The following is a 19677-nucleotide window of genomic DNA, read 5'->3' on the forward strand; positions in this document are numbered from 1 at the left end:
GTAGCGGCGCCGTCGAAAGTCTATAGCCTGGCGGGGAGTCCGCCCATGGGCACCGGTACCCATGGGCGGACGGGTGTTTCAGGACCCTGCCCGGGGCTTCAGCATCGCGGCATGCCGGCCGGCGGGTTGGTTCCCCGGGTGGTGTGGATGCCCTTCAGGAACAATCCGTTGTTGTTGGCGTCTGTGTTGGGCCCGGACTGCTGGCGGTACCAGGTGCCGCTGGACCTGGTGATGTAGCAGTTGGACTGCATGGTCTCGCCTGCATAGAGCCAGTGGTTCCCGATGCAGCCGCTGCCGGTCCAGTTGGTTCCGTTGGCAGGGTCCATGCAGCTGCGCGAGCTCAGCTGCCCGCCGCCGGTGATGGGCCAGGGCCCGTTGTTTGCGGGCGGCGGAGGCGGCGGCGGAGGCGGCTGGGCACCGCTGCGGGCTGAGGCCTGCGCCACGTTGCCCGCCGTGCCACGCGAGTTCAGGGAACGCACCTTGATGGTGACCTGCTCGTTGTAGCCATTCGTGGCCACGTTCCGGTCACCCGAATTGGCCACGTTCTGCCAGCCGCCGCCGTTGATGTTGATCTGGATCTGGGCCACGTCGTTATTCGCCAGGTTGGGCGGGCCCCAGGACACGGTGACCCGCTTGACGCCTTCGGCGCCGCCGCGGGCGTTGGCGCTGGGAGTGCCCGGCCGGCCGTACGGATTCACCTGGTTGGAGCCGGCGGGCTGGCTTGAGTAGTTCGCGCCGTCGCTGTTCACGATCGCGGTGACCGTGGCGGTGACCGCGGGGCCGTTCGGGAACCCGCCGACTTCCTGGCCCGGCCGGATACCCATCTGGCGTCCGTCGCTGAAGTTCGCCCGGTAGCTGACCTCGGAGGCGCGGGCGCCGTTACGCTGTTCCGCGGTGAGCTCGCTGAAGCTGACCACCACGTGGCGGCCCTCGGCCCCGGTCCGGGACTCGGCAAGGGAGACGTTGCTCGGCGCGGCGGGAGATCCGACGGCGCGGCGCGGTGCCGACTGTGCGCCGTACTCCGTCCAGCCGGCCTTGTTGTAGGCGCGGACGGAGTAGCTGTAATCGGCCTCGGCGTTGGGCACCACGATGGTCTGCTCGGACGCCTGGACCTCGGGCAGGGTGCGCACCAGGGCGCCGCCGCGGAACTCCTGCACCTGGTATTTGGTCACCGGTGCACCGTTCGGGGCGACGTCCGCCCAGTCGACCACCAGCTGGCTCTCCGTGCCCAGTGACTGGGCACGCGTCGTCGTCGGCGCAGCGGGCGTCCCCGGCAGACCCGCCGGAGTTTCGGCGGCGGAATAGTCGCTCCAGTCGGACGGCTCCGGGGCGGCGTTGCGGGCCTGGACCCGGACCTTGTAAGCGGTGCCGTTCTCCAGGCCCTCCCAGGTCAGCGGGCTGCCCGAGGCGCTGCGCTGCACCGCGCCGTTGGGCGGGGCGGGTGAGATCTGCAGGTCGTACCCCTCGATCGGGGATCCCTCGTTCGCCGGCGGTGTCCAGTTCACCGTCAGGGAGCCGTCGCCGAATACCAGGGTCGGCGGGGCGGGCTGCGCCGGCTGCGTATCCGGGCGCGCCACCGCCGACTCCGGTGACGGATCGGACGTGCCGATCGCGTTTGTGGCGGTCACGGTGAACACGTACTCGACGTTGTTGGTCAGCCCGGTCAGCGTGCACGTGGTGGCCGGGCATTCCTGGCTGAAGCCGTTGTTGCTGGTCACCGTGTAGCCGGTGATCGGCGAGCCGTTGTCAGCCGGCGGATCCCACGACAGGACCACGGACTTGTTGCGGGTGCTCTCCACGACCGGCGTCGACGGCGCTCCCGGCTTTCCCTTGACGGTCAGCACGATCTGCGCGGTGGCGACGCGCGACAGGTCCCCGGTCTTGTCCTGCACCGTGTACTGGACGGTCATGTTTCCCACGAATGACCCGGCCGGGGTCACCAGGACCGATCCGCCCTGCTGGGACACGCTGCCGTTGCCGTCCGCCACCACGTCGATGATGCGCAGCGGCTCGTCGGGGAACGGATTCACGTCATTTGCCAGGACAGCCACGGTCACCGGTTCGCCCTGCACCGCATCGGGCACTTCGTCGTCGTTCGCCACCGGAAGCGGCCGGCTGGAGGCCAGCACGGTCAGCGCGACGGCGCTGGAGACGGTTTCCTCTCCGTCTGTCACCGAGATGCCGACCGAGCCGGTGGTCCCGACGTCGGTTCCGTCCGCGGCTGCGACGCTCAGCACCGATCCGTCGAAGGACACGTCAAAGCCTGCCGGCTGCTCGCCGGTGAGGGAGAACTCCAGGGTGTCATCCGGGTCCGGATCCGAAGCAAGACCGGCGATGTCCAGCGTGGCGGCCGGTTCCGCGACGGCGACCTCCAGCGATCCGGACTCCAACGCCGGCGGGACGTTGCGCTCCGCCGCGGGGATCACGTTGGTCAGGATGGTCAGGGTGGACCTCAGTCCCTCCGGATCATCCGGGCCGGTCCCGTCGGTCACCTCAAAGGTGATGGAGCCTTTTCCTGCATAGTTGATGTCCGCGGCGTAGCGGAGGTTGTTCGGATCGACAACCCACTCGTTCGGGTTGCCTGTCCCGATCGCGGTGACTTTTTCGCTGACCGTCAGGCGGGGTGTCCGCCCTTCGCGGACCTCCACCAGGTCCCGGAGGTCGAGTGCGAGTTCCTCCCCGGCGGTCACATCGATAGGGGCGTCGCTGACCAGCGTGGGGTACTGCTCGCTCAGGCCCGGTACCCAGATCACGGCGGTGGCCACCCCGCCGTCGATGTCCTCCACCGTGTAGGGGATGCTCTGCGCCTCCGCAGTCAGCTCCACACGGACCATGTTCTCCGCGCCGACCGCCGCGGTGGCGTACGAGGGATCAACGCTGACCACCAGGTCCTCGGCGACGCCGTCGGGATCTTCGTCATTCTTCAGGACCGGAACGTCCACGGCGGTTCGCCCGCGGGTTTCGGTCGGCTCAACGCGGTCGTCCCGGGCGATCGGCAGCAGCAGCGGGGCGTTCTGGTCCACCGTGACGTTGATGTTGCCGTTCGCTGTGCCGCCGCGGTCATCGCGGACCCCGTACCGGACGCTGAAGTCGCCCTCGATGTCCGGGGCGGTGAACAGCACCCGGCCCTCGACCACCTCGGGAGCCATCTCCTCCGGGGTGGCGGTGAACGCGTCCGGGTCCAGGGCGATGGGATCGCCGTCGGGATCAGAATCGTTGCGGAGCGCGTCCACGGCGATGGCCCGGCCGGGCCGGAGGAGGACGCCGTCGTTGATGGCGATCGGCAACTGGTTCGCCTCCGCGGCCGGGGCAATGCCCACCTGCACGGTGCCGGTGTTCTCCAGGCCCAGCCGGTCCCGCACGGTGTAGGTGAAGGTGTCGGTTCCCGCGCCGGTGGCGGAGGCGGTGAAGTCAATGTAGTTCGGTCCGGGAACCGCCGCGCCCATCGTGGGGGCGACGTCGATCCCTGCGAGGAAGGAGGAGTCGCCGTCCGCGTCGATCCCGTCGAGCGGGACGGGGATGCGGACGGTGGAGCCGGCGATCACCCGGGCATCCAGGTTCTTCGGCACCGGCGGAGTGTTCTGTTCATCCAGCGGTCGGATGTTGATCCTGACCTCAGCCGAGTCGGTCTGGCCGGTGCTGTCGAGGACCTCGTAGATTGCGTACACGGTCTTCGCGGTGGGGCCGGCGACAAAGCGCAGCGAGTTCTCCGAGGCGAAGATGCGCCCGTCGGCGAGGTCGATGCCCTGGGCCAGCACCGGGTTGAGGGTCAGTTCATCGCCGTTGGGATGGGTGTCATTGTCCAGCACCGGGATGTTGACCACGTCGCCGGCCCGGACCGTCACCTCGTCCGAGTTGGCCTGCGGCGGCAGCAGCGTCTCCGGTCCCTCCACGGACAGGACGCTCACCTCTCCGGTTGCGGTGGCCTTTCCGTTGGAGACCGTGTAGGTGATGGTGGTCTGCTGGTTCAGGCTTCGCACGTCGTGGATGCGCAGCACGTTGTGGTCCAGCACGGCCACGTCCAGCGGCGAATCCGCGGGTACGTCCACCGACTGCACCACGAGCACCCCGCCGGTGGGGTCGCTGTCATTGCCGAGGACATCGACCAGCACGTTGCCGTTGCGCGGCAGCAGCGCCACATCCCGCACCGCAATGGGGGCGCCCTCCGTCCCCTCGGCCTTGGCATCCACCCGGATCAGGCCGCTGGCACTCTGCGGCCCATTGGTCACGAGGTACTCGATGTAGTAGGTCCCGGCGGCCTCCGGGGTGAAGGCGACGGTGCCCGTGTCATAGTCCGGGGTCACCACGGCGTCGCTTCCGGTGATCTCCGCCTTGGCCAGGCTGAGCTGCCCGCCCGCCGGGTCGAGATCGTTCTGTAACGGACTCAGCTGCGATTCCTGCCCGACGACGGCGGTGAAGTGGTCAAAATTGACCACCGGAGCCAGCGTCCCCGACGCCCGCACATCGAAACTGACGACGCCGGATACCTCCTCGCGCCCGTCGGAGACCACGATCTTCACTTCCTTGACGCCCTGCCCCTTGCCGACGTCGCGGAACGTAAGCAGGCCGTCCGAGCGGGTCCGCACCTGGTCGCCGTCGGGAGTGGGTTCGGCGCTGACCAGGAAAAGGTCATCGCCGTCCGGGTCCGTCCAGTTGGACAGGATGTTCTGGCTGACCGATTTGCCTTCCTCCACGAGGATTTTCGTGGGGCGGAGGGCGTTCGGCGGCTCGTTGGAGTCGGCGCTGCGGACGTCCACGGTTACCTGGGCGGTATCGCTGCCGCCGCGGCCGTCGGAGACTTCGTAGCTGAAGGTGGAGTTACCCGCGGGCGCGTCGGAAGGCACCACGATCTGCAGGCCTGCGCCGTTGTAGATCGGCTGGACGCCGCCCGCGGCCGGCTGCTCCCCCGTCACGGCAGCCGTCAGCAAGTCGCCGTCCGGGTCGGTGTCATTGGTCAGGACGTTCAGGATGGTGGTCCGGCCTGCCCTGGCGCCATAGGAATCGTCCTCGGCTACCGGCGGCCGGTTCTCACCGCTGCGGTCGGGCAGCGTGTTGACCGGGTTTTCGCTCGCCGATTCCTGGTCCTCCTCGTCGGATTCCTGCTTCGGCGGGATGATGTCGCCCCAGTTATCGACCAGCTGCATGTTCTGCAGCACCAGCCATACATCGCCGGCGTTGACGTCGTTGAGGACCACCACGCTGCGGTTCACCCGGAACACGAGCTCCGCGTCCGCCCCGAGTTCGGGGATGTCCTCGCGCTGGTCGTCGGCGTCGTCAGCGCAGTCGCGCAGGTATACGGCTGCTCCGGCCCAGGCCGCGTGGACACAGCCGTCCAGCTGGACCGGCGCCGTGGGAACGCCGTTGGCCTCCAGCGGCGTCACCACCGGATCCCCGCCGCCCAGGGGCTGCTTGATGAGCGAGGTGGGCGTTGCCACCACGGCGAAACTTCCGGCCGGTCCGCTCTGCTGGAGGCGCCCGCCCGCAGCATCCGGGAGCGGAACCGTTTCTCCGCCGGGAAGCACGAGGCGGCCCGATTCGCCGTCGAATGCCACCGCCTGGTCTCCTACGGCGGCGAGCTGCACGTCACCGAAGTCCCGGAGCTCTTCGACCTCGACAACCTCGGGCTCCTCATAGGTGCCGTCCGCGGCGACCACGTAGGTGGAGATTGTCGCCGCACCAGGATCGGCCACGAGGACCCGGTTGTTGGAGGAGACGGCCGCCGTTACGCCGGGCGACCCGGTGACCACGGGTTCGGTTTCCTGGTCGCTGAAGGCCGTGAGGTTCTGCGCGGTGGTGATCCACACGGCGCCGCCGGCCCTGTCGGTCACCGCAGCGGTGGCGCCGCCCATTGCAATGGCTGCCGATCCGGGCAGCTGAACCTCGGTGCCGCGCACCACGTTCGCCACATCAACCGGGCTGACCTTCGACTGGTCCGTGTTGATATTGAAGACCGTTGCCTGGTCCTGGATGATGTCGAAGCCGTCGCTGTTCGCCGCGTAGCCGCCGTCGAGCAGCCTGGACTGGTAGTTCAGGTGTCCAACCATGCCGGTGTTGCGGTTGGTGACCCAGACCCCGCCGTCGTTCAGGTCAACCTCTGCGGTGGCAAATCCCGGGTACAGGAGGGCACCGCCCACCACGGCCACGCTGACTGCGGAGGCAGTGGTGACCGACAGTGCTCGTCTGTGTCTGGTGCTGAATCGTCGAAGGCGGTTCAGTAGCTTCACGTTGTTCCCCGGGTGAGACGCTTGGCGGTCGCGGCCCGGCGGACCGGGACGGCCAACCGAATACTTGACCGGTTAAAGTGTTGCACGTCATCGCAAGCCGGAGGGCAGGAGTTGATGGGGACTTGTGCCCATCAGGTCTTGCAGAGATTCGCCGTCAGTCCAGGACCAGGCCGGTACCGGTTCCCCGGGCCAGCGTCACCGGATGCACTTCACCGAAGCCGCGCACCGTCCGAGCCTTGTGCGGCATGAGGACAAAGCGGTCATTGTCGCGCAGCGTCGCCGCGGTGGTGGCATCGATCAGCACCGTTCCGGGTTCGGCAAGGGACGTCAGGCGGGACGCGAGGTTCACCGTGGGGCCGTAGATGTCGCCCAGCCTCGACAGGATCCGGCCCCAGACCATGGAAACCCGGGCCGAGGGCAGCAGCTCGTCCTCGGTGAAGGCCTTGGCGAGCGCCAGGGAAATCTCGGCTCCCGCTTCGGGGGTCTCGGCGATGTACAGCACTTCATCGCCGATGGTCTTGACCAGCCGCCCGCCGCCCACCGAGATGATCTCCGCGCACATGTTCTCGAACCGCTGCACCAGCTGGGCGAGGGTGCGCTCGTTCATCTGCCGCGACAGGCTGGTGTAGGAGACGAGGTCCGCAAAGCCGACGGCGCGTGCCAGCGGCAGCGGAGCGTCATCCTCGGTGCCTTCCCGCCCGGCCTCGCTGGAGGCGAGCCCGGATTCCGCCCGGACCGCAAGCCGCTGGACGGCGGCGTTCATCTGGCGGCGCCAGGCGTAGACCAGCGTCTCCTCCAGGGGCTCAATCAAATGCGGGAGTTCCGCGACCAGGTTCCGGCGGGCCGCGGCGTCGGAAATTCCGCGCTGCACCACCATCTCCTCGACCAGCGCCTCGATCTGCCACACCACCATGCGGTCGGTCATCTGGCCGATCGCCCGCGTGATGGAAATGGCGGCCGACTCGGTGAGCTGCTCCTTGCGCACCAGTTCGATGATGGTGGTCAGGGCAGCCATGTCCTTCTCGGTGAACGCGACGTCGTCATCACCGATATTGGGGAAGCCCATGGCCCGCCACAGTTTGCGCGCGGACAGCAGCGACACTCCGGCGCCGGAGGCAACCTCGCGGCGCCGCAGGGTGCGCTCCGCTCCGAGGAGTTCGATCTCGAGCGCCTTGATGGCGTCACGGTCCAGCTTGTCCGGCGGGGGCGGCAGATCGGCGCGGTTGAACGCGGGCATGGAGAGGGTCAGCGGGTTGTCGTCGTCGTCCGCGAAGGAGCCGGCGCCGCCGGTCTCAGTTCCATCCGTGCCGCTGCTGGCGTTCATCACCGCTCCTGTCCCATCCGTCGTTTTCCGCCCCATCCAGCGGCTCAGGTTCCATGTCTACACCATCGAACATGGCGGTCAATGGGAGTTCCCCGATTGCCTCCACCATGTACTGCTTGAACGTATACACCTGCGGAACCTCACCGAAGGACAGGAACCGGTCGCGGCCCAGGTCGATGATGAGGCTCCCCCCGCCGGTGAGCCGCTCGATGAGGGTCTGCTCGATGATGATCTGGAAGATCCCCGTGAGCCGGACCTCCCGTTCGCTGCGCCGGGTAAACCCTGCACGCCGGATCAGCCTGCGGCTGGTGAGGATGTAGCGGGTGCCCGCCCACTGGAGCAGCGGCCGGAGGAAGAACCGGAACAGCAGCAGCAATATCAGGAGAAGGAATCCCGTGACGAGCGCGGGCCCCCATTGCTCCCAGCCGATCGGCAACTGCGTCCTGGTGAACCAGCCCAGCCCGTACCCGCCGCCGGCCAGAAGAACGAGGAGGAAGCAGAAGGGGGCGAGCATCCGGCGCGGGTGCGGCCTGGTGCGCACTACCACGTGCTCGCCGGGTTCCAGCCTCAGCCGCATGACACGGCGTCCGGTGGGCGGCGCATGGTCCCGGTGCCCATCTACTGGGTCAGTGGCCGGAGGTGGACGACGTCGCCGGCGGACACCGTGTGCCTCTCGCCGTCGTTGTCCCGCACCACCAGGGCACCGTGCGCGTCGAGGGTCATGGCGCGGCCGGTCAGGACCGTGCCGTTGGGTAGGTCGGCCTGGACCTCCTGGCCCAGGGTGACCATGCGTCCGCTGACCCGTTCGATCAGCGAGGCACCGTCCTTCCAGGGCCGGGTGGCATCGCCGTCGACCGCGGTGAATTCGGCGTAGTGCGCCGCGAGCGTGCGCAGGTAGGCCTTCAGCAGGACGTTACGGTCCGTGGTGGCCGCGTATTCAAGGAGCAGGCTGGTGGCAGTCGGGACGGGCAGCTCCTGGTCGGTCAGGCTGACGTTGACACCGGTACCGACGACGACGGCGGGCGGCTCCGCGCCGGCGCCGGGCACCAGCTGGGCCAGGACGCCGGCGAGCTTGCGGCCGTCGACGTGGACGTCATTGGGCCACTTCAGCTGGGGCGCGATTTCGGTGCGCTCCTCGATGCTTTCCGAGAGGGCCAGTGCGGCCAGCAGGGACAGCCACGCGTAACTCTGGGTGGGCAGCGGGCGGCCCTCGGTGTTGCGCGGGCGCAGGAGCACGCTGACAATCAGCGAGGACCGCTCCGGCGCCGTCCAGGTGCGGTCCATGCGGCCCCGCCCGGCGGTCTGTTCCTCCGCGGTGAGCACGCTCAGGTCCGGCCATTGAGCGGGATCGTCCGTGGCGTGCCCCGCGAGGTCGGTGTTGGTTGACCCGGTTGCCTCCACCAGTTCCAGCCGGCCGAAGGGGCCGCGCGGTGCGCACAGCGTCTCGCGCAGGCCGGCCGCGTCCAGGCCTGGACGTTCAAGGTTGGAGTAGCGGGATGTCATGGGTTCAAGCCTACTGGCCGAGGGGCCCGCGCCGAGCGAAGCGAGACGTGGGAGGCCGGCAGGCGCTACTGGCCGAGGGACCCGCGCCGAGCGAAGCGAGACGTGGGAGGCCGGCAGGCGCTACTGGCGGCCCGGGAACCTAGAGGAAGATGTCCGGCACCAGCGCGTCCTCCGGCGCTCCGAGGCTGTACCGGCTGAAATCGGTGACGCCCTCCTGCCGCAGGACCTCCTCGTCGGTGAAGAAGTTTCCGGTGCACTCGCGGGCCGGCCGGACCAGCACCGCATGCGCCGCATCCGCCACGATGTCCGGGGTCCGGGCCGCCCTGACCAGCTCGCTTCCGCCGGGCATGGCGCGGATTGCCGCGGTATCGATCAGCGTGCGCGGCCAGAGCGAATTCACGGCGATCCCGTCCCCGCGAAGTTCCTCCGCCAGCCCGAGCGTTGTCAGGCTCATGCCGTACTTGGCCATGGTATACGCAAGGTGCCTGCCGGCCCACGCCGGGTCGAGGTTCAGCGGCGGGGAGAGGGTGAGGATGTGCGGGTTCGCCGCCCCGCGCAGCGCGGGGAGGGCGAACTTGCTCAGCATGAAAGTGCCGCGCACGTTGATGTCCGCCATGAGGTCATAGCGCTTCATCGACACGTCCGGAGTCTTCGACAGATCAATCGCGGACGCATTGTTGATGACGACGTCGATGCCCCCGAATTCGGCGAGGGTCGCCTCCACTGCCGCGGTGACGTCGTCGTCGTTCCGGACATCGCCGACGACGGCGAGCGCGCCGCCGCCCGCTGCCCGGATCTGGTCCGCGGCGGTGTGGACGGTGCCTTCGAGGCTGGGATGCGGCTCTGCCGTCTTGGCGAGGATGGCCACGTTGGCGCCGTCCCGGGCCGCCCGGAGGGCGATCGCGAGGCCGATGCCGCGGCTGCCGCCGGACATGAGGATGGTGCGCCCGGAAAGGGTGCGGGAGTTCGAAGCGCCGTTGCCTGTCATAGGGGACACCCTACGGCCCGGATGGGGCCAGAAACCTAATTGTTACCCGCTGGTAACTTCCGGGACGGCGCTAACTCTTTCGGGGACTTGTTGTAGGTGTTCTACAGCCATCCGGGCCGTTTGGCTCACTAGACTGGGCTGAAAGCCCGGTTCTTTGGAGGAAACCTACTTAACGCCCTCCAGGAACCGGCTACCCCAGCCACCAACCGGAAGAGACTCGATGCAGCCCGGAACGCTTCCCCTCGACCAGGACGCCAGCTCCACCGCAGACGCGGGCCCCGACCTCCACACCACCGCGGGCAAGCTCGCCGACTTCCGGCAGCGGCAGGAACGTGCGCTCGCTCCGTCGGGTCCGGAAGCGATCGAGAAGCAGCACGCCCGCGGCAAGGGCACCGCCCGCGAGCGCATCGACATGCTCGTGGATCCGGGATCCTTCGTGGAGTTCGACGCCCTCGCAGTACACCGCTCCACCGCGTTCGGCATGGAGAAGAAGAAGCCGCTCGGAGACGGCGTGGTGTCCGGGTACGCCACCGTGGACGGCCGGCAGATCGCCATCTACAGCCAGGACTTCACGGTCTACGGGGGTTCGCTGAGCCAGGTCAACGGCGAGAAGATCGTCAAGGTGCAGGAGTTCGCCCTCCGCAATGGCTGCCCGCTGGTGGGCATCAATGACGGCGGCGGAGCGCGCATCCAGGAGGGTGTCGCATCCCTGGCAATGTTCGCGGACATCTTCCGGAACAACGTCCATGCCTCCGGGGTGGTCCCGCAGATCTCGCTCATCATGGGCCCGTGCGCCGGCGGCGCAGCCTACTCCCCTGCCCTGACCGACTACGTGGTCATGGTGGACAAGAGCTCACACATGTTCATCACCGGCCCGGACGTCATCAAGACCGTCACCGGTGAGGACGTGGACATGGAAACCCTGGGAGGGGCGCGCCAGCACAACTCCACCACCGGAACCTCCACGTACCTGGCCTCCGATGAGCAGGACGCCATCGACTTTGTCCGCGAACTGCTCGACTTCCTGCCGTCCAACAATCTCGCCGAGGCGCCGCTGACCGAGTTCACGGAGGAGCTGGAGCCCAACGAGCTCGACGCGGAGCTGGACACGCTCATCCCGGATTCAGCCAACCAGCCCTACGACATGCACACCGTCATCTCCGCCGTCGTGGACGACGGCCACTTCCTGGAGATGCAGTCCCTGTATGCACCGAACGTGGTCATCGGGTACGCCCGCGTTGAGGGCCACACCGTGGGCATCGTGGCCAACCAGCCGATGCAGTTCGCCGGCACCCTGGACATCGCGGCATCCGAGAAGGCCGCCCGGTTCGTTCGGCACTGCGACGCCTTCAACATTCCCATCCTCACTCTTGTGGACGTTCCGGGCTTCCTGCCCGGCAAGGATCAGGAGTTCAACGGGATCATCCGCCGCGGCGCCAAGCTGCTTTACGCCTACGCGGAGGCCACGGTTCCCAAGATCACCGTGATCACCCGCAAGGCGTACGGCGGCGCCTACATTGTCATGGGCTCCAAGAAGCTGGGCGCGGACATCAACCTCGCCTGGCCCACGGCGCAGATCGGTGTCATGGGCGCCCAGGGCGCGGTCAACATCCTCTACCGCGGACATCTGAAAGCAGTGGCCGACGCCGGCGGAAACGTCGAGGAGGCACGTTCCGACGTGATCAGCCAGTATGAGGAGGAACTCCTGAACCCGTACCAGGCCGCCCAACTGGGTTACGTCGATGCGGTGATCGCCCCGTCGGAGACCCGCCTTCAGGTGGTCCGCGGGCTGCGGGCACTGCGCGACAAGCGCGCTGCCCTGCCCGCCAAGAAGCACGGAAACATCCCGCTGTGAGCATCGATTCCGTTTCCGCCCCCGAGGAAAGCCCCCTCTTCACTGTGGTGGCCGGCAACCCGACGCCGGAGGAACTGGCGGCGCTCGCCGTCGTCGTGCTTGGACTGCAGTCAAACGACGACGGCGCGCCCAGGCCGGCTGCGCACCGCTCCTGGGTCCGGCGGGACCAGCTGCGGCTGGGTCCGCGCCCTGGCCCGGGCTCGTGGCGCCGCAGCGCCCTGCGCTAACCCTGTATGTTTCCTGCCTGAAAGCCTCTCGGCATCCCAAGGTCCTCAGGATAGATTGAACCCAAACGTTTCCCCGCGCCCGTCGCCCAGAGGGCGGGCCGTCGAACAGCAAGGGTTCACGCGTGCCACCAGGTTCAGCACCACAACGCTCAGCGGCGGACATGGTACAGGCGTGGTTCCGCCGGTCCAGGCCGTTCCCCTATTCCCGGGAAGTGGCCGGGGCAGCCATGGCGCTCTTCTACGTAATGGGCGGGATCACCATCCTGCTTGTCCTGATTTTCCCCCATCCGTCTGCCCTCAATGAAGGCGTCCTCCTCGTCCTGGGTGCCCCCTCCATCCTGATCGGCGGTGGCGTGTACCTGCTGCGGCGCCGGTTACCGGTTGCTGCCCTGCCCTGGCTGCTGGCCGCGGGAACAGTCATCATCACGCTCTCCATTCTCCTCGGCGGCAGCGGACCGGCGACGCTCGCGTTCAGCTTCTTTTACCTCTGGGTGGTGATCTATGCGCTCCTGTTCCTTGCTCCCATGGTCGCCACGCTGCACATCGGCCTTGCCGCGGCCGCGTACGGCGCAGCCCTCATCTGGCTTGCACAGCCCGAGGGAGGAACAATCACGGCCTTCGAACCCACCGTCGTGGTCATTGTCATCGCCGTGACGGGCGGCGTGATCCTGTGGCTTTCCCGGGCGCGCGACCGCAGCGAAATCGACCCGCTGACGCTGGCCGCCAACCGGCGCGGGCTCGATCGGATCCTGGACGCGGCCCTGCAGGAGGCCGAAGCTGCGCGGGAGGTTCTCGTGGTGGGGATCATCGACGTCGATCACTTCAAGGAGGTCAATGACGTACTCGGCCACGCTGCCGGGGATCAGCTCCTCGAGGAACTCGCCCGGGGCTGGCGCGCCGCGCTCCGCGCCACCGACACGCTGGGCCGGATCGGCGGTGACGAGTTTGTGGTTGTCCTGCCGGGTTGCTCGCGCGGTGACGCTGCCCCCATTCTGGAACGGCTTCGGCTCGCTGCCCTGAACCTTGAGACGACCTGTTCCGTGGGCGGTGCGCTGCTGGAGCCCGAGGACAGCGCTTCGCTGCTGCTGGGCAGGGCCGATACGGCGCTCTACCGGGCCAAGAGTCAGGCCGCAACCGCGTGGTCTGGGCGGGGGCTTCCCCGAGTCCCTGATCCGGCTCCCGCCGGTAGGGCCAGAGGCCTCTGGGTTAGCGTTCCCGGTGCCCCTAGGATGGCACTACCAGACCGAACATGACTGCCCTCGCGGTGGTCCCGGCGGAAGGAAACTGATGGACCCCAGGGAAGACGAATACCGGGGACAGCCCGGCACGCTCCACATGTCGGAAGACCTCTCAGAGACAAAATGCTGGGCGCTGCTGAGCACCCAACAGACCGGCCGGTTCGGCTTCCTGCGGGACGGCGCGGTGCACATCTATCCCGTCAACTACCTGGTGCAGGACGGCGCCATCTACTTCCGGACCCGCGACGACGGCGATATCGGCAGCGCGCTGCCCCTTGAGGGCTGCGCCTTCCAGGTGGACCAGGTCCGGTCCGAGGCGATGGCCGGCTGGTCCGTGCTCGCCAACGGAACCGCAGACGTGGTGCGCGACGAGGCGCTGCTGACCGAGCTGTGGGGACGGTCGGCCGAGGAACCGTGGGCCGGCGGTTCGCGGACCACGTTCGTGGAGCTTCAGGCCGGAACCATCAGCGGCCGCAGTGTCCAGGCTGTCTGAGGCGGACGGGCCCGTGCAGAAAATGTCCCTGACCGCGCTCATCCGGCACCAGCGTGAGATCGCGCGCAGCGCCTCGAGCGGCCGGAGCGCCCGCACCGTCTACGGCGGCCATGAACAGACCCTGCGGCAGACGATGATCGCTCTCGCCGCCGGCTCGCTCATGGCCGAACATGAGAATCCCGGAGAACCACCGTGCAGGTGCTGGAGGGCCGGGTGACGCTGCGCGCGGGTGACGTGTCCTGGGAGGGCTCCCCGGGTGACCTGCTCATCGTCCCGCAGGCGCGCCATTCCCTGGAGGCGATCGAGGAATCGGTGGTCCTGCTGACGGTGGCGAAGCTGGCGTAGACACAGGCCCGGCGGGTGGCGGTGCTCCAGCACGGCCGGAACACAATCCGGTCACGATCCCGCCAAAGAGTGGACGCCTCTGTGGCCGGGGGCAACCATGGGCCGATAGGCTCGACGGGTGACCAACGACACTTCCACCGCAAACCTGACCGTTGAGGCTCCCACCCGCGCCCAGACGGCCATCGACGCCGTCGCCGAGGCCTACACAGAAACGCTGCTGCAACTCGATCCCGGATTCGCCACCCAACTGGGGCTGCCGGGACACGAGACCGAATACCGCGACTACTCCCCCGCCGGGCTGGAGGCTTTCGCAGAAGCCACGAGGGAAACCCTCGACCGGCTGGATGACCTGGAACCCACCGACGGCGTCGACGCCGTCACCCTGGATGCCATGCGCGAGCGCCTCGGCCTGGAACTGGAGATCCACGAGACCGGCCTGAACCTCGCGAACCTGAACAACCTGGCCTGCCCGGCCCAGGAAATCCGCATGATCTTCGACCTCATGCCCACCGACACCGCTGAACAGTGGGGGCACATTGCCGGCCGGCTCTGCAACGTACCGGACGCCGTCGGGGGTTACATCACCTCGCTGCGCGAGGGAAAGAACCGCGGCATCGTGCCGGCAGCGCGCCAGATCCGCATCGTGATGGAGCAGACCGCCGCCTATGCTGCGGACGGCGGCTACTTCGATGAGTTTGTGGGCGGTGCACAGTCCAGGGACGACGGCGGTCTTCCGGACTCCGTGCGCAGCGACCTCGCCGCCGGTGCCGAAGCCGCGCGCAACGCCTACCGCCACCTCAGCACCTTCCTCACGGAAGAACTGCTGCCCGACGCTCCCGAGAAGGACGCGGTGGGCCGGGAACGCTACTCGCTGATGTCCCGCCAGTTCCTCGGCGCCACGATCGACCTCGAGGAGACCTACCAGTGGGGCGTGGAGGAACTCGACCGGCTCATCAGTGAGCAGGAAGCCGTCGCCAACGAGATCAGGGAAGGCGCCACCATCGAGGAAGCCATGCGCATCCTCGACGAATCCCCCGAACGGCAACTGCACGGCACCGACGCCCTGCAGGCCTGGATGCAGAACCTGTCCGACCGCGCCGTCGACGAGCTCTCCGGCATGCACTTCGAAATCCCGGAGATCATGCAGGAGATCGAGTGCATGATCGCCCCCACCAAGGAAGGCGGCATCTACTACACCGGTCCCAGCGACGATTTCAGCCGGCCGGGCCGCATGTGGTGGTCGGTGCCGGAGGGTGAGGACACCTTCACCACCTGGAAGGAAACCACCACCGTCTACCACGAGGGCGTCCCGGGGCATCACCTCCAGATCGCCACGGCCACCTACCAGCGCGGGCTCCTGAACTCCTGGCGCCGCAACGCCGTCTGGGTCTCCGGGCACGGTGAGGGCTGGGCCCTGTACGCCGAGCGGCTCATGGAGGACCTGGGTTACCTGAGCGATCCCGGAGACCGGCTCGGCATGCTCGACGCCCAGCGGATGCGCGCCGCCCGCGTGGTCTTCGACATCGGCGTCCACCTGGAACTGGAGATTCCCGAGCGCTGGGGATCGGGCACCTGGACCCCGGAAGCGGGCTACGAGTTCCTGAAGAAGAACATCGCCATCAGCGAGGGCCAGCTCAACTTCGAGTTCAACCGGTACCTCGGCTGGCCGGGGCAGGCACCGTCCTACAAGATCGGCCAGCGCCTCTGGGAGCAGATCCGCGACGAGGTGAAGCAGCGCGAGGGCGAGACCTTCAACCTGCGGGACTTCCACAGCCGTGCCCTCAACCTCGGCTCCGTGGGGCTCGACACCCTCCGCCGCGCGCTCCTGAGCTAGCCTCCCTCCCCCGTGAGTTGGCAGGACACACCCCGTATGGGTCACCATTCGCGGCGTGTCCTGCCAACTCACGGGGGTGGCGGCGGGAGTACGCCACACTAGGCTGGATCGCATGACCCTCCGGCTGATCCTCGCTTCCGCATCCCCCGCCCGCACCAAGCTCCTCGCCGAGGCGGACATCGCGCACACCGTCACGGTGTCCGACGTCGACGAGGACGCCGTCACTGCCGCCCGCGGAACACCCGGCCCCTATGACACCGCACTGTTGCTGGCCCGCGCCAAGGCCGAATCCGTGGCAGCCCTTCCCGAGGCCGCCGGCGCGCTGGTCCTCGGCTGCGACTCGGTCTTCGAGTTCGAAGGCGAGGCGCACGGCAAACCCTATGAGGCCGACGTCGCACGGGCCCGGATCAAGCGCATGTCCGGCTCCCATGGCACCCTGCACACCGGTCACTGGCTGGTGGACACCCGCAACGGCACCGGCCTCGGCTCAGCGTCCGGTGCGGTGGCCTCCGCCGAGGTCCACTTTCTGCCGCTGTCGGATGCGGAAATCGATGCGTACATCGCCACCGGCGAACCGCTGCAGTGCGCCGGTTCCTTCACGATCGACGGGCGGGGTGGAGCGTTCATCCGGAAGGTCGACGGCGATCCGCACGCCATCATCGGTCTCAGCATTTCCACGCTGCGGGAGCTGCTGCTCGCCGCGGGGGTCAACATCACCGATTTCTGGCGGGCCGGCAACGCTTTGTAGCATCCCTACAAATAATCGCGCTCCAACACGGGGAATGGGCATGGTTTATGGGCGGTAGCAACAAAACCGCGCTAGGCTCCCAACAGACCAGAAGGAGCCCTATCACCCATGAGCGAGTCGATGATGCGCGAGTCGATGCCGGTATCCGCCGCACCCGTCACCAAAGTCCTGATCGCCAACCGCGGAGAGATCGCGGTCCGCGTCATCCGCGCGGCCAGGGATGAAGGCATCGCCTCGGTGGCCGTCTATGCCGATCCGGACCGGGACGCGCTGCACGTCCGCCTGGCCGATGAGGCCTTCGCGCTCGGCGGCAACACGGCGGCGGAGTCCTACCTCGTCATGGACAAGATCCTCGATGCTGCTGCACGCAGCGGCGCGGACGCCATCCACCCGGGCTACGGCTTCCTCTCCGAGAACGCCGGGTTTGCGCAGAAAGTGCTCGACGCCGGACTGACCTGGATTGGCCCCTCCCCTTCTGCCATTGCGCAGTTGGGCGACAAGGTGCAGGCCCGCCACATTGCCGAGAAGGTGGGCGCTCCCCTGGTTCCTGGCACCAAGGATCCGGTGTCCTCCGGACAGGAAGTACTCGATTTCGCCGACGAGTTCGGCCTGCCACTGGCTATCAAGGCCGCCTACGGGGGCGGCGGACGCGGCATCAAGGTGGTGCGTGAGCGTGCGGAGATTCCGGAGGCCTATGAGTCGGCGGTCCGTGAGGCGACGGCTGCGTTCGGCCGCGGCGAGTGTTTCGTTGAGCGTTTCCTCGATGCCCCCCGCCACGTGGAGACCCAGTGCCTCGCCGACGCGCACGGCAACGTGGTGGTGGTCTCCACCCGCGACTGCTCGCTCCAGCGCCGCAACCAGAAGCTGGTGGAGGAAGCTCCCGCACCGTTCCTGTCCGAAGACCAGAACCGCCGCCTGTATGAGGCGTCCAAGGCCATCCTGAAGGAAGCCGGCTACCAAGGCGCCGGGACGTGCGAGTTCCTCGTGGGCCAGGACGGCACCATCTCGTTCCTCGAGGTCAACACCCGCCTCCAGGTGGAGCACCCCGTCTCCGAGGAAGTCACCGGCATTGACCTGGTGCGTGAGCAGTTCCGCCTCGCGCGCGGTGAGGAACTGGGCTATTCGGATCCCGAGATCCGCGGGCACTCCTTCGAATTCCGAATCAACGGGGAGGACGCCGGCCGCAACTTCATGCCTGCCCCCGGCACCGTTCAGACCCTGAAACTGCCGACCGGCCCCGGCGTGCGGGTGGATTCCGGCATCGAAGCCGGCGAGGTCATCGGCGGCAACTTCGACTCGATGCTGGCGAAACTCATCGTCTCGGGCGCCACGCGCACCCAGGCGCTGCAGCGGTCCCGCCGTGCGCTCGCGGAAATGCAGATCGAGGGCATGCCAACCGTCCTGCCGTTCCACGCCGCCGTCGTGAGCGACCCGGCCTTCGCTCCGGAGTCCGGCAGCTTCTCGGTACACACCCGCTGGATCGAGACCGAGTTCACCAACACCATCGCGCCGTGGACCCCGGGCGGCGATGCCGCGGCGTCGGCAGAAGAGTCCGATGACCGGCAGCGGGTGACCGTCGAGGTCGGCGGCAAGCGCCTTGAAGTAGTGCTCCCTGCCTCGCTTGGCGTCGCCAACGGCAAGTCCGGCGGCAAGGCGGCCGCAAAGCCCAAGAAGGTTACCCGCGCACGCGGCGGGGCTGCCGCGGCCAGCGGCGATGACCTGACCTCGCCGATGCAGGGCACCATCGTCAAGGTGGCAGTCCAGGACGGCGACGAGGTGTCCGAAGGCGACCTCATTGTGGTGCTCGAAGCGATGAAGATGGAGCAGCCGCTGACCGCCCACAAGTCCGGCACCCTGTCCGGGCTGACCGCGACGCCGGGCGACACGGTGTCCGCCGGCGCCGTGATCGCAGCGATCAGCTAGCTTCCGGCGCTGTCCCACCAGGCAAGCGCCCTCGTACCGTAAAACGTCAGCCAGGGCGACCGCTCCCCCGCCGGTACGTCCACCTCGAACCACACGCGTCCCGGGTGGCGGCGCTCCTGGAGCCAGGTGCCGTCCGGTTGGCGGGCGGAACGGATGACGTCGATAGCGTCAGCCAGGCGCGGATCCGGGCTACCACCGTCGTGCAGGGTGGCAGCCCGGAAGTAGTCCACCGCGTTCAGTGCACTGTAGAACCAGCGGAACGGGTACGCGAACCGGGTGGCCCAGTGCGCCACGGGTTCCCCGGTGGAGAGCCGGTAAAGCAGGCGCCGCTCCAGCAGGTACTCCTCACCCTTCCGGCGGGCCGCGCGGAGTTCTTCGCCGTCACCGGTGGCCGCCTCGCGGTACAGCAGGCCCCTGAGGACGTTCAGGGTCGAATGGAACGAGGACCGCGTGGAGCCCTCTACCCACTCGCAGTTCCAGCCGCCGTCGTCCTGCTGGTGTTCCGGGAACCACCGGGCGAGTCCGCTCACGTCGGCGCCCAGCCAGGTTCCGTTGGCGAGCGTGAAGGCGTTGATGCAGCAGTCCACCTCGCCGTCCCAGTAGGGCAGGTTGTCATACTCCCAGCGGCTGTTCCGTGCCAGCAGCTCTGCCGTGCCGGCGAGCGCGTCAGCGTCCAGCCCCCAGTCCCGCAGCGCATTCAGCGACCAGGTGGTTGCGGTGTAGGGCTGCCCCGCGTCGGGTGCAGCTTCGGGGCCCTCGAAGTCGAAGCCGGCGGGGAAGTACGCGCCGCCCGCCCACTGGCCGTCCCGATCCTGCTGGCCGAGCAGCACGGACCCGAACCCCTCGGTGGCGACCCGCGCCCGGGTTTCCCGCCACTGCTCCTCGGGCGCTTCCGCAAGGTCCCGCTGCACCTGCCAGCGCAGCGCGGGGTCGGTGTCGAGCAGCCAGGTCGGTAGTGCAGGGTCAGTCCGCATG

The 19677-nt window shown here is 68.0% G+C and carries 15 protein-coding genes; 9 read left to right on the top strand and 6 right to left on the bottom strand.

Annotated features, from left to right (window positions below; translation table 11 throughout):
- Positions 1–98: 98 nt before the first annotated feature.
- The 5 genes from BLS52_RS07100 to BLS52_RS07120 form a co-directional block, all read right to left on the bottom strand.
- A complete protein-coding gene (locus BLS52_RS07100) occupies positions 99–6224 on the bottom strand; it encodes an Ig-like domain-containing protein (protein ID WP_139186232.1) in 6126 nt (2041 codons plus the stop codon).
- A gap of 154 nt (positions 6225–6378) precedes the next feature.
- Entirely contained in the window at positions 6379–7461 is a 1083-nt protein-coding gene (locus BLS52_RS07105) for an adenylate/guanylate cyclase domain-containing protein (protein ID WP_051470584.1), read from the bottom strand.
- Between the two features lie 55 nt (positions 7462–7516).
- The gene (locus BLS52_RS07110) at positions 7517–8125 is read right to left on the bottom strand and encodes a PH domain-containing protein (protein ID WP_090585456.1); all 609 of its coding nucleotides are present in this window, start codon (positions 8123–8125) and stop codon (positions 7517–7519) included.
- A gap of 41 nt (positions 8126–8166) precedes the next feature.
- Complete coding sequence (locus BLS52_RS07115; protein ID WP_090585458.1) at positions 8167–9051, bottom strand: biotin--[acetyl-CoA-carboxylase] ligase; 885 nt, start codon at positions 9049–9051, stop codon at positions 8167–8169.
- A 139-nt stretch (positions 9052–9190) separates the two neighbouring features.
- A complete protein-coding gene (locus BLS52_RS07120) occupies positions 9191–10039 on the bottom strand; it encodes an SDR family oxidoreductase (RefSeq protein WP_090585460.1) in 849 nt (282 codons plus the stop codon).
- A gap of 220 nt (positions 10040–10259) precedes the next feature.
- Between BLS52_RS07120 and BLS52_RS07125 the strand changes: the two genes are divergently transcribed.
- From BLS52_RS07125 to BLS52_RS07160, 9 genes are all read left to right on the top strand, one after another.
- A complete protein-coding gene (locus BLS52_RS07125) occupies positions 10260–11894 on the top strand; it encodes an acyl-CoA carboxylase subunit beta (RefSeq protein WP_090585462.1) in 1635 nt (544 codons plus the stop codon).
- Positions 11891–12121, top strand: coding sequence for an acyl-CoA carboxylase subunit epsilon (locus tag BLS52_RS07130; RefSeq protein WP_245702738.1), 231 nt, complete (start codon positions 11891–11893; stop codon positions 12119–12121). Before BLS52_RS07125 ends, BLS52_RS07130 begins: the two co-directional genes overlap by 4 nt.
- 122 nt (positions 12122–12243) lie before the next feature.
- Positions 12244–13374 (top strand): GGDEF domain-containing protein, encoded by a 1131-nt coding sequence (locus BLS52_RS07135; protein ID WP_139186233.1) that lies wholly within the window; start codon positions 12244–12246, stop codon positions 13372–13374.
- Positions 13375–13408: 34 nt separating this feature from the next.
- Positions 13409–13852, top strand: a complete 444-nt coding sequence (locus tag BLS52_RS07140) for a pyridoxamine 5'-phosphate oxidase family protein (RefSeq protein WP_035778268.1) — start codon at positions 13409–13411, stop codon at positions 13850–13852.
- Between the two features lie 13 nt (positions 13853–13865).
- Complete coding sequence (locus BLS52_RS19035; protein ID WP_342707430.1) at positions 13866–14069, top strand: hypothetical protein; 204 nt, start codon at positions 13866–13868, stop codon at positions 14067–14069.
- A complete protein-coding gene (locus BLS52_RS19040) occupies positions 14066–14197 on the top strand; it encodes a cupin domain-containing protein (protein WP_342707431.1) in 132 nt (43 codons plus the stop codon). Before BLS52_RS19035 ends, BLS52_RS19040 begins: the two co-directional genes overlap by 4 nt.
- Before the next feature lie 118 nt (positions 14198–14315).
- Positions 14316–16031, top strand: a complete 1716-nt coding sequence (locus tag BLS52_RS07150) for a DUF885 domain-containing protein (protein ID WP_245702739.1) — start codon at positions 14316–14318, stop codon at positions 16029–16031.
- Between the two features lie 112 nt (positions 16032–16143).
- On the top strand, positions 16144–16779 hold the full coding sequence (locus BLS52_RS07155) for a Maf family protein (RefSeq protein WP_090585466.1): 636 nt from the start codon (positions 16144–16146) through the stop codon (positions 16777–16779).
- Positions 16780–16887: 108 nt separating this feature from the next.
- Entirely contained in the window at positions 16888–18702 is a 1815-nt protein-coding gene (locus tag BLS52_RS07160; protein WP_245702740.1) for an acetyl/propionyl/methylcrotonyl-CoA carboxylase subunit alpha, read from the top strand.
- On the opposite strand, the gene BLS52_RS07165 is transcribed toward BLS52_RS07160, so the two are convergent.
- A complete protein-coding gene (locus BLS52_RS07165; protein ID WP_090585468.1) occupies positions 18699–19676 on the bottom strand; it encodes a squalene cyclase in 978 nt (325 codons plus the stop codon). The genes BLS52_RS07160 and BLS52_RS07165 overlap by 4 nt on opposite strands.
- Position 19677 lies beyond the last annotated feature (1 nt).

The sequence above is a fragment of the Arthrobacter subterraneus genome (assembly GCF_900099735.1).
Taxonomy (GTDB): Bacteria; Actinomycetota; Actinomycetes; order Actinomycetales; family Micrococcaceae; genus Arthrobacter_D; species Arthrobacter_D subterraneus.

Excerpts from the sequence above, each read along its gene's own strand:
- BLS52_RS07125 (WP_090585462.1), top strand. The coding sequence starts at position 10,260 with ATGCAGCCCGGAACGCTTCCCCTCGACCAGGACGCCAGCTCCACCGCA.
- BLS52_RS07105 (WP_051470584.1), bottom strand. The coding sequence starts at position 7,461 with ATGCCCGCGTTCAACCGCGCCGATCTGCCGCCCCCGCCGGACAAGCTG.
- BLS52_RS07110 (WP_090585456.1), bottom strand. The coding sequence starts at position 8,125 with ATGCGGCTGAGGCTGGAACCCGGCGAGCACGTGGTAGTGCGCACCAGG.
- BLS52_RS07165 (WP_090585468.1), bottom strand. The coding sequence starts at position 19,676 with ATGCGGACTGACCCTGCACTACCGACCTGGCTGCTCGACACCGACCCC.
- BLS52_RS07115 (WP_090585458.1), bottom strand. The coding sequence starts at position 9,051 with ATGACATCCCGCTACTCCAACCTTGAACGTCCAGGCCTGGACGCGGCC.
- BLS52_RS07155 (WP_090585466.1), top strand. The coding sequence starts at position 16,144 with ATGACCCTCCGGCTGATCCTCGCTTCCGCATCCCCCGCCCGCACCAAG.
- BLS52_RS07160 (WP_245702740.1), top strand. The coding sequence starts at position 16,888 with ATGAGCGAGTCGATGATGCGCGAGTCGATGCCGGTATCCGCCGCACCC.
- BLS52_RS07140 (WP_035778268.1), top strand. The coding sequence starts at position 13,409 with ATGGACCCCAGGGAAGACGAATACCGGGGACAGCCCGGCACGCTCCAC.
- BLS52_RS07120 (WP_090585460.1), bottom strand. The coding sequence starts at position 10,039 with ATGACAGGCAACGGCGCTTCGAACTCCCGCACCCTTTCCGGGCGCACC.